Source organism: Oryzibacter oryziterrae (assembly GCF_021864535.1).
Taxonomy (GTDB): Bacteria; Pseudomonadota; Alphaproteobacteria; order Rhizobiales; family Pleomorphomonadaceae; genus Pleomorphomonas; species Pleomorphomonas oryziterrae.
On record NZ_JAKJIC010000008.1, the window covers coordinates 133,176 to 147,813 of the forward strand.

Sequence of the window (14,638 nt, forward strand, 5' to 3'; positions counted from 1 at the left end):
GAACCCATCATGAAACAAGCCCACGAAATCCTGTTCGAGCCCATGAAGATCGGCTCGGTCGAGATCAAGAACCGTTACGTGATGGCCCCGATCGGCCCCGGCGGCCTGTGCGATCCGGACGGCAGCTACAACTACCGCGGCGTCGAGTATTACGTGGAACGCGCCAAAGGCGGCGCCGGCCTGATCATGACCGGCGTCACCATGGTCGAGAACGACATCGAGAAGTGCGCCCTGCCCTCGATGCCCTGCCCGACCCTCAATCCGCTCAATTTCATCAAGACCGCCAAGATCATGACGGAACGCATCCACGCGTATGACGCCAAGATCTTCCTGCAGCTCTCCGCCGGCTTCGGCCGCGTGTCGATCCCCTCGATCGTCGGCTCCACCGCCGTCGCCCCCTCGCCCATCCCGCACCGCTGGCTGAAGGGCGTGACCTGCCGCGCCCTCACCATCGAGGAGATCAAGACCTACGTCCGCAAGTTCGCCGACAGCGCCGAAATCGCCCAGAAGGCCGGCTTCGACGGCATCGAGATCCACGCCGTCCACGAAGGCTACCTGCTCGACCAGTTCGCCATTTCCATGTTCAACCAGCGCACGGACGAGTATGGCGGCAGCCTGGAAAATCGCCTGCGCTTCGCCATCGAGATCGTCGAGGCCATCAAGGCCCGCTGCGGCAAGGCCTTCCCCGTGTCCCTGCGCTACTCCATCAAGTCCTTCATCAAGGACTGGCTGCAGGGTGGCTTGCCCGGCGAAGACTTCGTCGAGATGGGGCGCGACATTCCCGAAGGCATCGAAGCGGCCAAGATCCTCGAAGCGGCCGGCTACGACGCCTTCAACGGCGACGTCGGCTCCTATGACAGCTGGTACTGGAGCCATCCGCCCATGTATCAGTCCAAGGGTCTCTATCTGCCCTACAACAAGATCCTCAAGGACATCCTGAAGGTTCCGGTGATCACCGCCGGACGCATGGACAATCCCGACCTCGCGGCCGACGCCATCGTCTCCCGACAGACCGACTTCGTCGGCCTTGCCCGGCCGCTGCTCGCCGATCCGCAACTGCCCAACAAGGTGCGGGCCGGCAAGTTCGACCGCGTGCGCCCCTGCCTCTCCTGCCAGGAAGGCTGCATGGGGCGGCTCGCCAAATATGCTCAGGTCTCCTGCGCGGTGAACCCGGCCTGCGGCCGCGAAGCCGACTATCAGCTGACGCCGGCGCTTGAAAAGAAGACCGTGATGATCGTCGGCGGAGGCATCGCCGGTATGGAAGCCGCCCGCGTCGCCACCCTGCGTGGCCATGTGGTGACGCTCTACGAAAAGTCCGACAGGCTCGGCGGCGTCGTCATCCCCGGCGGTGTGCCCGACTTCAAGGAAGACGATCACGCGCTGCTGGCCTGGTACGAGCGCGAGCTGCGCGAACTCAAGGTGCCTCTGGTGTTCAACACCGAAGTCACCGAACAGATGATCGTGAAGGCGGCACCGGACGTGCTGATCGTCGCCACTGGTTCCAAGCCGAAGATGCTGAAGATCGGCGATGCGGCCAATGTCTACACCGCCGAGGACGTCCTCAACGGCGTCAAGCCGGCGGGCGACCAAACCATCATCATCGGCGCCGGCCTGGTCGGCTGCGAAACGGCGCTCTGGCTCTACGACCAGGGCAAGAAGGTGACCGTGGTGGAACTTGCCGACCACATCCTCGCGCTCGCCGGGCCGCTCTGCCACGCAAACCACGACATGCTGCACGAACTGATGGAGTTCAAGAAGATCGAGGTGATGACCTCGAGCTATGTGGCTGCTCCGACCGACGGTGGCTTCGTGGTGAAGTCGAAGGAGGGCGATATGGAGACCTATGTCCCGGCCGACAGCGCAATCCTCGCCATCGGCTACACCTCCGAACGTAGCCTGTTCGAAAAGGTGCGCAACAAGGTCCCGGAAGCCTATGCCTTCGGCGACGCCCGCGCCGTCTCCAACATCATGTATGCGATCTGGGACGCCTACGAGGTGGCCCGCGCAATCTGATCGCGCAGCACGACTGGCGCGCAAGACAAAAAGCGACCGGAGGCATCATTTGCCCCCGGTCGCCTCGTCATGCGTGTGAAAGCTGTTTCGACGCCTCGCCCGTGCTCAGCGGTCCGCAACAGGCCGGGACGTACGATCATTGGCCAGTCCCTGCACCACCTCGGCCAGTTTCTCGTAGATATCCGACAGCGGGCTGGTCTTGCGCCAGGCAACGCAGATCATCCGATGCGGTTCGGGCTCGGCAAAGCGCACGAGCCGGATCTGGCTCTCGTCCACCTGCCCGGCCGACAGGAACAGCTCCGGCAACAGCGTGATCCCCTGCCCCGCCGCCACCAGATGCAGAATGGTCGTAAGGCTGGTCACGCCCGCATTCCTGAGACGCCGCGCGTCGATGGCTCCGCAGGAGGCCAGTGTCTGGTCGCGCAGACAATGGCCATCCTCAAGCAGCAACAGCGCCTCGGGCGGAATGTCGGCGGCCGAGCTGACGGCACCGAGCGCATAGGGCCCCTTCGGTGGCAGGGCCAGCAGGAAGGTGTCGCGGAACAACGGCCATTCCACCAGATTGCTGTCGCCGAGCGGGCTGGAGGCCACGATGACATCCAGATGCCCCTGGTTGAGTTCCTCGACCAGCGTCGCCGTCACCGTCTCGCGCACTGTCAGCCGCAAGTCCGGATAGGTCTCCGCCAGACGCGGCAGCAGGCGTGGCAGCAGATAGGGCGCGATCGACGGAATAACCCCGAGCGACAGAGGCCCCGCCACCTTGTCCGATGCGGCACGGGCGAAATCCTCAAGCTCTCCGACATCCGCGAGAATGCGCCGGGCCCGTTCGACAATGGCTCCGCCAAGCGTGGTCAGCCGCGCGCCGCTCGGCACGCGCTCCACCAGGCGACACCCGAGGGCCTCCTCAAGTTCACGGATCTGGGTTGAGAGTGCCGGTTGCGTTACCGCCGACTTGTCGGCGGCACGCCCGAAGTGGCCCTCGCTTGCAAGGGCATCGAGATAACGCAGCTGTCGAAGGGTGATTTTCATAAGAAAAAGCTATCACCTGCGACCGAAAATGCAATTGGAACCTTTTGAGCGCCCGGCGCTATGTGGCAGTCGAGGGCCTTGTCACGCCTGAAACTGTCCCTTCGGTTCCCGCTGTTTTCCCGGCTGACACGGCGGCGGAAACCGGAAACGGCTGCCGCCGGCACCTGCAAGCCGGCGGCAGCCTCCTCGGTCGGGGCCCCTGAGATCAGGACTTTGGCTTGACGCCGAGTTTGGCGAACAGGCCCTCTATCCCGTGCTTGTAAAAGTTCTCGATCGGCGCCTTGGCGGCCTCTTCGCTCGCCCCAGCTTGCGGCTCGAAGGTACCGACCCATTTGATGCCGGCGCCACCTTCGTCATCCGGCTTGACCGACAGCTTGGCCATCAGCCACTGAACGGGAAACGGACCCTCGATCGTGCTGATGACCCAAGTCAACGTCCCCTTGTCATAGGCATCCAGCCGATCGACCATGTGGCCGCCATCCTTGAGCGTCAGGGTACGGATCTGCTTGCCATCCCGTTCCCCGATCTCGCAGCCGGTAACGTCGGGATGCCAGTCCTTGATGCCGCAGAAGTCGCCAATGGCATCGAAAGCCTTCAGCGCATCCACCTCTTGCGATTCCAGCCGAAACTTCACACCGGCGGCTTCCGCAGCGCTGGCAACGGTGGACAGGATCAGCAAGGCCGTTCCAATTCTCTTCATCTTCCCCTCCCCGAATGAGCCCGACCCCGCCGGAATCTGGCACACCATCCAAAGCAGAACGAAAGTCTACCTTGCTGATGCCGTCAGATTACGGGCGAAAGATCGGGAATATTTCTCAATTCAATTGGCCGACACAGGGAAAGTATCCAATCTGGAACACCACCAACTCCAATGAAATCCAGTTAATGTTGAGTTTGTCGCAGCACCAAAGAAAAACGCCCGCAGTGATGCGGGCGTTCGATCAGTCTTGACTTGAAGCCAGAGCTTACTGCTGCGGCGCGGGAGCCGCGTTGCCACTGGCGGCATTCTGCGCGTCCAGCAGCTTCTGCTGGGCTTCCTTGGCCTTGCGCTGCACTTCCTCGGCGAGCTGGTCGCGCTGGCGCTGCAGGGCGGCCGTGTCGATGGCCGGGCCGGTGTAGGAACCGGTGAAGCCCGTCAGCGAAATCGGGAAGTTCAGCGCCTTGGCCTGCTGGTTCTGCGTGGTGATGATCAGATCCTTGCCCTTCTTCATCCCCGAAACGAAATCGTCGTTGATCGGGATTTCGGCAAAGCAGGCGTTCGGCATGCAGATGGTGTACTTGCCCGGAACCTGGGCGTTCTGGTCGATCTGAACACGGATGCCCGGCTGGATCAGCATGCCCACAGGGGTCTGCACCAGCAGGATCTTGCGCGTCTCGCCATCGACTTCACGCACGCCGGCAGACGCAAGGAACTGGCCCGAGTCCGTCAGCAGCTGACGCACGGTGAAGCAGATCTGCTTCTTGGTCCGCGGATCCGAACCGCAGATCTTGTTCCAGGGATTGTCGGTGCCGGCATCCGTGCCGGCGGCGGCGCCTGCTGCGGCCGGAGCCGGCGCGGGGGTGGCGGCCTGCTGCGCCAGGGCGGTCGACGCCGTCAGCGCCAGCGTTGCCGCAGCGGCAAGCGTCCTGAGGGAGAAAAGTGTCGCCATTCGCTCAATCCTCTTTAAATGTTCAAAAACGAAGCTTCGCCGATCGGCGCTACCGTTCGTCCGATTTCGGTCAGCTTGTCAACAGCATAATGGGGATTCACATGCTCCGGCGTCCGGTTCGCGTTTTCTCGCCGAAGCTGATGCAAATAGGTCCCACCCATGTCCGCCGAACTCGGGATTTCTGTTGACCGCAAAATGGGGCGACATGGTGGCTGACGCCCGAACTGCCGCGTCAATCTGCCAGTCAGGACCGCACCACCACCTATCCACCGATAGAGCAAGGACAATCGCCCGGAGATTTTGGCGCAAGCGCCCGGTTCGTGTTAGCCTTTGTGAAAGAGATTCGTTGTTGTTTGCGGGAAGAATCATGTCCCTCGTTTTTTCGCGTCGCGCCTTTTGCGCCATGACCGCTGCGGCGGCGGTGTTGCCTGCGTTGCCTGCCAGAGCGGCTGCAGCTCACGGCATCGCCATGCACGGCATGCCGGCCTTGCCGGCTGACTTCTCGCACCTGCCCTATGCCAACCCCGATGCCCCCAAGGGCGGCAGCTTCTCCATCGGCTTCTCCGGCACGTTCGACAGCATGAACCCCTTCATCGTGAAGGGGAACGCGCCGCGCGGTCTGACCGATGCCCTCTATGGCAACAATCTGTGGGACACGCTCCTGTTCCGCTCGGCGGATGAGCCCTTCACGCTCTACGGCCTGCTCGCCGAACAGGTGGACATGCCGGAAGATCGCACCTGGATCGAGTTCACGCTGAACGCCAACGCGAAATTCTCAGACGGCACCCCCGTCACGGTCGATGACCTGCTGTTCACCATCGACCTTCTGAAGAACAAGGGGCGGCCGATCTACAAGCGCCGCTTCGAAAAGGTCGTCAGTGTCGACAAGACCGGCGAACGCTCCGTCCGCCTGACCTTCTCCGACGGCGAGGATCGCGAGCTGCCGCTGCTGGTCGGCCTCACGCCGATCTTCCCCCAGCACGCCGTCGACCCGGCCACCTTCGATCAGTCCTCCATGGCCGCCATCATGGGCGCCGGCCCCTATGTGGTCGACAGCGTCGATCCCGGTCGCCAGGTCGTGCTGAAGCGCAACCCGAACTATTGGGGCAAGGACCTGCCGATCAAGCGCGGCCTCGACAACTTCGATCTGATCAAGATCGAGTATTTCAAGGATCCAACGGCCTACTTCGAAGCCTTCAAGACCGGCGCTTTCGACGTCTACATGGAAACGGACCCCGGCCATTGGGCCAATGCCTATGATTTTCCCGCCGCCAGGGACGGACGGGTTGTCATGGAAAAGATCCATTCCGGCACGCCGCGCAGCATGAGCGGCTTCGTCTTCAATACCCGCCGCGATCTCTTCAAGGACATTCGCGTCCGCGAGGCTCTGATCCGTCTGTTCGACTTCGAATCCATCAATCGCAATCTCTATTTCAGCGCCTTCGCCCGCACCGGCTCGTTCTTCCAGGGTTCATCCCTGTCGGCACTCGGCATTCCGGCCAGCGATGCGGAAAAGGCACTGCTCGCGCCCTACGCCAAGTCACTGCGCGACGACGTGATGGCCGGCACCTACAAGCCGCCGGTCTCCGACGGCTCGGGCCATGATCGCAAGGCTCTGCGCGCCGCCCTCGACCTGCTCGGTCAAGCCGGCTGGACACTCTCGGGCAACAAGCTGGTCAATGCCGAGGGCAAGCCCTTCGCCTTCGAGTTCATGAGCAAGACTGCGGACGAGGAAAAGCTCGCCCTCGCCTATCAGGCAACGCTGAAGCTCATCGGCATCGACATGTCGATCCGAACGGTGGATTCCACCCAGTATTACGATCGTCAGAAGGTCTACGACTTCGACATGCTTCAGATGATCTGGACCGCGTCGCTGTCGCCGGGCAACGAGCAGAACAATCGCTGGTCCATGAAGTCGGCGGTCACAGAGGGCACCTTCAACTACGCCGGCGCCTCCGATCCTGGCATCGACGCCATGATTGCCGCAGTGCTTGCCGCCCGTAGCCAGGAAGACTTCGAGACTGCCGTGCGCGCCCTCGATCGCATCCTGATTTCCGGTCTCTATTGTGTGCCGCTGTTCAACCTGCCCGACGATCTCGTCGCACGCTGGAAGCGCATCACGCGTCCGGATGTCGTTGCCGTCAACGGAATTCAGCCGGAAACCTGGTGGACCACCGCCTGATCTACAGGACAACAGACCCCGAACATGGGTTGGGAAACAACACGATGATCCTGACGTCCGAAGAAAGAGCCAAGCAGCATGTGGCCTCCGGCGCGTGGAACCATGTGACCCTCTATCAGATGTTCAAGCGCACGGTGGCGTCCCGGCGCAACGAGATCGCCTTTGAGGATATCGGCCCCAGCGCCATTCCCGGCCTGTCGAGCCGTCTGACCTTTACCGATGCCGAGCGCCGCGTCGATGGCCTCGCCGCCTTCTTCGCCGGCATCGGGCTGAAGGCGGACATGGTGATCGGCATCCACCTGCCGCCCTGCGTCGATGCCTCGGTCATCGTGCTCGCCGCCATGCGCGCCGGGCTGGTGGTTTGTCCCCTGCCCGTCTACTGGTCCAAGGCCGAGATCGAAGCCGCAGTGGAAGCGGCCTCCATCAAGGCCATCGTTACCGCCTCGGAGATCGAAGACGATCCGTCCGGCGAAATGGTCCGCGACGTTGCCGCCGAGACCTTCGCCATCCGCTTCGTCTTCGCCGTGGGTGCCGGCCTGCCGGACGGCCTGATCGACCTTGCCGAAGTTCTGGCCGACGTCGAGGCCCTCGGCCCGCCGCCCGAGATCCAGCGCCGCGGACAGGCGGCAGAGCATGTCGCCCTGCTGTCCATGGCCAAGTCGGCCGACGACAAGCTGCTGATCGTCCCTTACAGCCACAACCAGCTGATGGCCATCGGTGTCGGACATCTGCTCGAAGGCGGCATTGCCGGCAGCGATACGCTGCTCTCCACCATGCATCCGGCCAGCCTCGCCTCGGTGGGCGGCGCGTTGGCCACGGCCCTGTTGTCCGGCTCCACGGTCGCCTTCCATCATGGCACCTCGCTGGCCGGCCTTGTCGAGGCCGTCGAGGTCTCTGCCGCCAAGCGCGTGATCCTTCCGGAAGCCATGGGCCCGGCGCTGTCGGAGTATGTTGCCGACGACATCGCCTTCTCGCTTGTGGGGACCGGCCTCGGCTTCACCCGTCCCGAAGCCATTCGCCCGGAACGGGCGACCCTCGATCTCATCACCCTCGGCGGCCTCTGCCTGATCCCGCGGGCCCGCGACGCCGACGGTGAAGCCGTCCAGCTGTTCGTCGGCCCCACCCGCATGGGCCGCAACAACGACGCCGGCCCCGTCATCTACGAGACCCGCGTCAAGCCACGCATCAAGGCCGGCGACCGTCGTGCGACACTCACCCAGGGCGAGTTGCACCTGACCGGCGCCATCATTCCCGACGCTCCCTGGCCGGAGCCTCATTCGGGCAAGTCCGGCGCCATGCTGGCGGTGACCTCCGACGGCTATCTGCGCACCGGTCTGCAGGTGGAAGTCCATGACGAGCGTCTGGTGATCCTAGGCTCTCTCACCGAGACCATTCAGGTGGCCGGCACCACCGTGTCGCCGGCGCGCCTCGACGAGTTGTTCAAGCGCCATCCTCAGGTGCAGGACGCGGCCGTCTTCCCCATCGAGGCCGGCCCGGTCGGCAATCGCCTGGGCGTCGCTGTGGTGCCCAAGCCCGGCGAGTATCCCAAGCTCCTGGATATTCTTATCTGGCTCGACGGGGAGAAGGCGGGCGCGCTCGACCGCCCGGTGTCGGTGATTGCCGTGCCGGAGATTCCGCGCGCCGCCGACGGTGCCGTGCTCCGTCAGGCCCTGTTCATGCAGGCTGTGGCCTGATCCGCTCGAGGAGCTGCGCCCGCGCTGTCGCCAACGGTTCGGCGCGCGGTTCCGCCACATGGCGGTTGAGAAAATGCCCGGTCAGGTGCAGCGCTTGCTGCACGGCATCAAGATCGGGAACCGCAGCACTGTCTGGCAGCAGGAAAGCCGGCAGAGGCAGCATGCGGTCGTGATAGGGCGCGCCGGCCTCCCGGCACACGGCGCGCGCCGACTTCGGGCTCACGTAGACGAGATCGTCGGTCCGTCCTGTCGCCGCGCAACAGGTGAGATCGAGGCCAAAGCCCAGTTCCTCCAGCAGCATCAGCTCGAAGCGCGCCACCAGCGCGCCGGCCTGCAGCGGATTGTCGAGATTGTCGAGCAGGGACAAGGCCGCGTGATAGAGCCCCGGATGCGGCTCGCGCTCGGCGAGATAGCGCAGATGGGAGGCGACGATCTGCACGCCGAACACGCCGGCTGCGCTTTCCATCAAGCGGGCGGCACGCGCCCGTTCGAGTTCGATGGCAAACAGTCCGAGGTGGCTTTCGAGCCGGGCGCGCCAGGTCACCGTGACGCTGTTGCCGGGCTGCAGCACCGGCTGCCAGCGCCGGGATCGCGCGCCCTTGACGAGCCCGAGATGGCGGCCAAGCTCCGGCGTCATCACCTCGACGATCGCTGAGCTTTCGCCATGCGGCCTGAGGCCCAGTATGATGGCGTCGGAAACCCATTCCATGTGTGGCGACCGGGGCTTGGAGGGCGGCACCTTGCTGCGCCGCCTGATTGTCTCCGATCGCCAGTTTTCACGCTTCGCCCGACTTGGCAAGGCCGGACATCGTCAATGCGTGATCAGCGGCTCGGAACCGTCTCCCACCAGTGCAGGAAGCTCGGCTCGGTCTTCTTGCCCATGGTGCCCATATAGGCGGCCAGGTTCTTGATGTCAGTCTTGGTCATATACTTCTTGTAGGACGGCATGCCTTCGTCGGCGCCGCCCATGACCTTCTCGTAGACATCGCCATACTCGCCCTCACCCGCCACGCGCGGCCCCATGCCGCCGGCGCCGTGCATGCCGTGGCAGCCGTAGCAGTTGAACTTCAGCCACAACCGGCGGCCTTCACCGGCAGAGTTGAGGGCATAGGCCGGTGAAAGCGTCGTCCCCAGCACAAGGGAGATGACCGCAAGGGCAGCAGCCCGATTGAACCGTGTCGTCATGAATAATCCTCCGCGGAGGGTGATCGGGAAAGCGCCGGACATACCGGACGCCATGGATTGCAAAGGTCAGCTGGCGTCGCGATAGGCGCGGGAATCCACCTGGGGGATGCCATAGTCCTCAAGCAGCGCATTCACTTCGGCTCGGTGTCGGTCGAGCGCGCCCTGCAGCTTGTCGCGCAAGCTGCCGTCGATCTTGCGGGTGCCAACCGAGATGGACCAGCTGAAGCGCTGCTCGGGCATCTGCGGATCGGCAAGCACGGGTGTCAGCTGAAGCCGAGCGCCGTAGCGCTTGGCATACCAGCCAGCCACCGGCCCCCAGGCCAAGGCGACGTCGATCTCACCGGTGGCCACCGCCTCGAACATCTGCCGCTGCGGCTCGGGGTTCTCGTCATCCCCCCACACCGCAAAGCCGACGACATTCTCGCCGAGCGATCGATGCCCGATCGCCATGGCCGGTGGTGTATTGGCCCCGTCCATGCCGATCACCTGCAGACCGATCTTCATCGTCTTGAGCGCCGGATCGTCGAACGAGGCCGGGGCCTTGCCCCGCAAGGGAGCGCTGACGAAGACATAGGACGTCTCGTAATAGGGGCGCGTTGTCTTCACCCCCTTGAGGTCGGTGGGCAAGCCCATCACCACGTCACAATCGTCCTCGCGCAAGGTCCGGCGCAGAAAGCCGCGATAGAGCGCGTCCCAGGTGTATTCGAGGCGCAATCCCAGATCCTTCGCCAGGATCACGGCCAGCCGGTTCTCGAAGCCCTCGCCCTTCATGTTGCTGAAGGGCATGTTGTCCGGATCGGAGCAGACGCGCAGTACGCCGTCTCCTTCCCGCGACAGACCTTCCCCGGCCAAGGCACCACCGCTGAGAGCCAGCAGGGCAACCAGCCCCAGGCCTCCGGCAGTCAAGTGATGTTGCATCACAGCCTCCCGCTGGTTACGGCAGCTTGAAGACGTGGACGAGCCCACCATTCGATGTGGCGCCTGCCGGCTTGGCGAGGCACTTGCCGCCGGCAAAGCCACCGGCAAACCAGCCGACACCCGAATAGATCGCAACGCGCTGCTTGCCGTCCTTGCCCATGAAGGTCATGGGATTGCCGACCACCGGGCATTCGAGCTTGGTGTCGAACAGCAGCTTGCCGGTGGTGGCGTCGAGCGCCTTGAAGTGCTTGTCGAGCGTTCCGTAGAAGACGAGGCCGCCGTCGGTCGCCAGCACGCCGGCATAGACCGGAAGCTGCTCCGTCACGCCCCATTTGCGCGTACCGGTCGCCGCATCCCAGGCGACGAGCTCGCCCATGTGGAACTTGCCGGACTCGCCATTCGGCCCAGGCAGCACGCCAAGGTCGGCGCTCATCACCGGGGCGCTAACGACATAGAGCGCCTTCAGCGGTTCCAGATTCTCGCAAGCGTTGATCGCCGGAATGTAGAACAGCTTGGTCGACGGCGAATAGGCCGACGGCTCCCAGTCCTTCACGCCAAGCGCGGACGGGCAGATGTTGCTGGTCACCCTGCCCTGATGCGGGATCTTGTCCGCGTTCACCGACGGCTTGCCGGTGGTGAGATCAACCCCGCTCGCCCAGTTCACCTCACCGAACGGTTCCGCCACCAGCACTTCGCCGGTCACCTGATCCATGGTGTAGGCAAAGCCGTTCTTGTCGAAATGGACGATGACCTTGCGGTCCTGCCCCTTGATGTTCAGGGTAACGGCAGTGTTCTCGTTGACGCTGTCATAGTCCCAGGAGTCATGCGGCGTCAGCTGATAGACCCACTTGGCCTGACCGGTCTGCGGATCGCGGGCAAAGACGGCCGACGACCACTTGTTGTCGCTGCGGCGCGGATCGGGATTGGACGGCGAACCGACGCGCATGTCCGGATTCCAGACGCCCGGATTGGCCGTGCCGTAATAGAGAAGATCGCTGTCCGGCGAATAGCTGAGCCAGGCCCAGGAGGTGGCCCCGCCCTGCTTCCAGGTCGTGCCGGGCCAGGTGGTGGTGCCAAGATTGGCGCCGTCGTCCTTCGAGTAGAAGGGTTTGAAGTCGCTGCCGATCAGCACATCGGAGTCCGGGCCAGTGGCATAGCCGCGCCAGACCTGCTTGCCGGTGGCCAGATCCAGGCCCGCGACCCAACCGCGAATGCCCAGTTCCGCACCGGCATTGCCAACGATCACCCGATTGCCGACGATCAGCGGCGCGCCGGTCAGCGTCTCGCCGGTTTCCGGACGACCGTGGCGATGGCGCCAAACCTGTTTGCCGGTCTTGGCGTCGACGGCGACGGTCGTATCGTCGAGCGTGTTGTAGACGATCTTGCCCGCCGCATAGGCGGCGCCGCGGTTCACCACGTCACAGCAGGCAACGCCATGCGCATACTCGTCCTGCGACGGGGTGAAGGTCCAGAGCACCTTGCCCTTCTGCGCCGTATCGACGGCGATCAGACGATTGGGATAGGGCGTCACGATATACATGATGCCGCCGATCACCAGCGGCTGGCCCTGATGGCTGCCCTTGGTGTTGGTGGGGACGGCGAAATCCTCGACCAGCTTGTCGACATTGGTGGTGTCGATCTGCTTCAGCGTTGAAAAGCGCGTACCCTCGAGGTCGCCGGCCGGCGTCACCCAGTCGTTGCCGGCCGGAGCCGCATTGGCGGATGGAGCCAGCGCTGAAAGTGCACTTGCGAGTGCCAGGACAGCGGTAGACCGCCGCAGACTCACGCCGCTGGAACACCGGTGGTTGGATCTTGTCTGTTGCACGTTAACCTCCACTCCTGATCGCCTTTGGGCACTGCAGCCATTTCGGAAGCGGCCTCAAGTCAGTTCTGCCGAACTGTCTCGGGTTCCCGTCATCAATGGCCCCTTGGATAAGCAAAACGGCTTACCCCGGGAATTAGTCCCCAGCGTCGACGGGCTATCGGCAACAAAGTCTGAAATTTGCCGTCCAGATTGCAATCCGGCCAAATATTCCCAAAGCGTCGACAGTTGACCGACAGCTTCAGGCAATCGGCGACAGGCCGGGGAAGAAGCATGGGTGGGTTCGAAGTGCATGCATCGAAAATGGATACAAGATTTCGAATATGTTTAAGAGGGAAGACGGCCAGTCACGCCGGAGTGTCAATTTGTAAACCGTCATATCTAACAATACTATGATTGGAATTTGCAAGTTTTTCGGTCGTCCCGTTATATGCTAGATATGGCATTGAACCACGATTGGATTGCCGAACTTGGGCCAACTGCCAGACACACCGAACTCGCCGGTGGATACCTTTTCTCGGATTGACGAGGCTTGGCTTCTGGCATGCACCGGCCAATCCGACCGAGCACTTGAATTTGCGCAGGAGACATTGAAGCTCGCTGCGTCCAGCGGTGACGCAGACCTGCAGGCCCATTGCGAAAGCGACATGGCCTTCTTCTTGTTCCAGCTCGGATCACCGCAGCAGGGCATCGATCTGGCCCGCCACGCGGCGACACATTGGGCAAGCCGCAATCAGCAAGGGCCCGAAGCCAAGGCGCGAGCGCACTACGCTTGGTTGTTGCTGGAGCTCGGCTCTTCTGAAGAAGCCATCGAAGAAGCTGCCCAGGCGTTGAAGCTCGCCGAACTCGCCAACGATACCCGCATCCTCTCCCTGGCGACGAACGTTCTCGGCGTTGTCTTCTGGATGTCCAGGCAACTCGATCGCGCCATGGAGCTTTGCGCGCGGGCGACAGATCTGGCACGGGAAGTTGGCGACAGCATCTACGAATGCTGGTGGATGATCAATCTCGGCTGCGTTTGGGCCGAAGTCGGCCATTTTGCTCTCGACAGTGGAGACACCGCGGCGGCGCGAGGCCCCTTTCTGAAGGCAGTGGAAATCACCGATCGAGCCTACCGCCTTGCCATCGCAAACGATGATCCGTGGGCCGAGCGTCTCTGCCTCGGCAACAACGCCGACTATTATACAGGCATGGGCGACACGATATCCGCCGCCGAGTGCCTCACCAAATACGCGAAGGTCAAAGGCCACAACTATACGCGCGGCATGGAGCAGTATTACTATACCCTTGGCCAGGCTCTCGTTGCCGAGGGCAGGTATCCCCAAGCCATTGAAAATCTGAAGGAAGCAATTCTCCTTGCAAATCTGACCGGCAACATCGAAACCCTGCTGCAGGCCAACAACTTCCTGTCCAAGGCTTACGAAAAGCAGGGCTGTTACCAGGAAGCGCTCGAAGCGCACAAGGAATACCACCAGCTTGCCCTTCACCTCGCCGCCGAGCGTGCCCAGCACAAGGCCCGCCTTGCCGAGATCCACTACGAAACGCGCAAGCTCAGGAACCTTGCCGCCAGCGAGACCCAGCGCGCGGAGCAGTTCGCCGCATCGTTTCGCATTCTTGAGGAGAAAGCTGCACAGCTTACCGAGGCCGCCCTTGTCGACCCCCTCACCAACCTGTGCAACCGCCGTCACCTCGACATGATCCTGACGTCCTATCGGGATGACATCCAGCGTCCCTTCGTGCTGGCAATGATCGATGTCGATCATTTCAAACGGATCAACGACACCTTTACGCACGTGGTCGGCGACAAGGTTCTGGCTGAGATCGGCCGGCTGCTGCGTCGGCACATCCGCTCCACCGACACCGCCGCCCGCTTTGGCGGCGAAGAGTTCCTGCTGGTGTTCGACAACGCGGAACTGGCCGACGCCTGCAACTCCTGTGAACGCCTCCGTCGCGTCATTCTCGAACGCAACTGGGACGAAATCGAACCCGGCCTGCAGGTCAGCGTGAGCATCGGCCTTGCCGACGGGCGGGCCGCCGGCTCGCCCTTCCTTGCCATCGAAGCTGCCGATCGCAATCTCTATACGGCCAAGCGACTTGGCCGGAACCAGGTGATCCCGTCGCAGGGCTGACGTCGCCCTGGCATCGT

At 63.0% G+C, this 14,638-nt stretch carries 11 protein-coding genes; 4 read left to right on the plus strand and 7 right to left on the minus strand.

The features are described from left to right. Window positions 1-9: 9 nt before the first annotated feature. Window positions 10-2,013: an oxidoreductase gene (locus L2I41_RS10700; RefSeq protein ID WP_237153539.1), complete on the plus strand. Its 2,004-nt coding sequence runs from the start codon at window positions 10-12 to the stop codon at window positions 2,011-2,013. A gap of 105 nt (window positions 2,014-2,118) precedes the next feature. Here the strand turns inward: L2I41_RS10700 and L2I41_RS10705 are convergent, their stop codons facing one another. The 3 genes from L2I41_RS10705 to L2I41_RS10715 form a co-directional block, all read right to left on the minus strand. Continuing rightward, entirely contained in the window at window positions 2,119-3,042 is a 924-nt protein-coding gene (locus L2I41_RS10705; protein ID WP_237153540.1) for a hydrogen peroxide-inducible genes activator, read from the minus strand. Between the two features lie 205 nt (window positions 3,043-3,247). Continuing rightward, a complete protein-coding gene (locus L2I41_RS10710; RefSeq protein WP_237153541.1) occupies window positions 3,248-3,742 on the minus strand; it encodes an SRPBCC family protein in 495 nt (164 codons plus the stop codon). A 265-nt stretch (window positions 3,743-4,007) separates the two neighbouring features. Further along, window positions 4,008-4,691 (minus strand): invasion associated locus B family protein, encoded by a 684-nt coding sequence (locus tag L2I41_RS10715; RefSeq protein WP_237153542.1) that lies wholly within the window; start codon window positions 4,689-4,691, stop codon window positions 4,008-4,010. A 367-nt stretch (window positions 4,692-5,058) separates the two neighbouring features. On the opposite strand from L2I41_RS10715, the gene L2I41_RS10720 reads away from it, so the two are divergent. Continuing rightward, window positions 5,059-6,873: an extracellular solute-binding protein gene (locus L2I41_RS10720; protein ID WP_237153543.1), complete on the plus strand. Its 1,815-nt coding sequence runs from the start codon at window positions 5,059-5,061 to the stop codon at window positions 6,871-6,873. A 44-nt stretch (window positions 6,874-6,917) separates the two neighbouring features. Continuing rightward, window positions 6,918-8,567, plus strand: coding sequence for an AMP-binding protein (locus L2I41_RS10725; protein WP_237153544.1), 1,650 nt, complete (start codon window positions 6,918-6,920; stop codon window positions 8,565-8,567). On the opposite strand, the gene recO is transcribed toward L2I41_RS10725, so the two are convergent. From recO to L2I41_RS10745, 4 genes are all read right to left on the minus strand, one after another. Then, window positions 8,548-9,276, minus strand: coding sequence for a DNA repair protein RecO (gene recO, locus L2I41_RS10730; RefSeq protein WP_237153545.1), 729 nt, complete (start codon window positions 9,274-9,276; stop codon window positions 8,548-8,550). The two genes, L2I41_RS10725 and recO, sit on opposite strands and share 20 nt — an antisense overlap. Window positions 9,277-9,389: 113 nt before the next feature. After that, entirely contained in the window at window positions 9,390-9,752 is a 363-nt protein-coding gene (locus L2I41_RS10735; RefSeq protein WP_237153546.1) for a c-type cytochrome, read from the minus strand. 66 nt (window positions 9,753-9,818) lie between these two features. Next, window positions 9,819-10,670: a quinoprotein dehydrogenase-associated putative ABC transporter substrate-binding protein gene (locus L2I41_RS10740; protein WP_237153547.1), complete on the minus strand. Its 852-nt coding sequence runs from the start codon at window positions 10,668-10,670 to the stop codon at window positions 9,819-9,821. Window positions 10,671-10,686: 16 nt separating this feature from the next. After that, window positions 10,687-12,495, minus strand: coding sequence for a PQQ-dependent dehydrogenase, methanol/ethanol family (locus tag L2I41_RS10745; RefSeq protein WP_237153548.1), 1,809 nt, complete (start codon window positions 12,493-12,495; stop codon window positions 10,687-10,689). Window positions 12,496-13,139: 644 nt separating this feature from the next. On the opposite strand from L2I41_RS10745, the gene L2I41_RS10750 reads away from it, so the two are divergent. After that, on the plus strand, window positions 13,140-14,621 hold the full coding sequence (locus tag L2I41_RS10750) for a GGDEF domain-containing protein (RefSeq protein ID WP_237153549.1): 1,482 nt from the start codon (window positions 13,140-13,142) through the stop codon (window positions 14,619-14,621). Window positions 14,622-14,638: the final 17 nt, after the last annotated feature.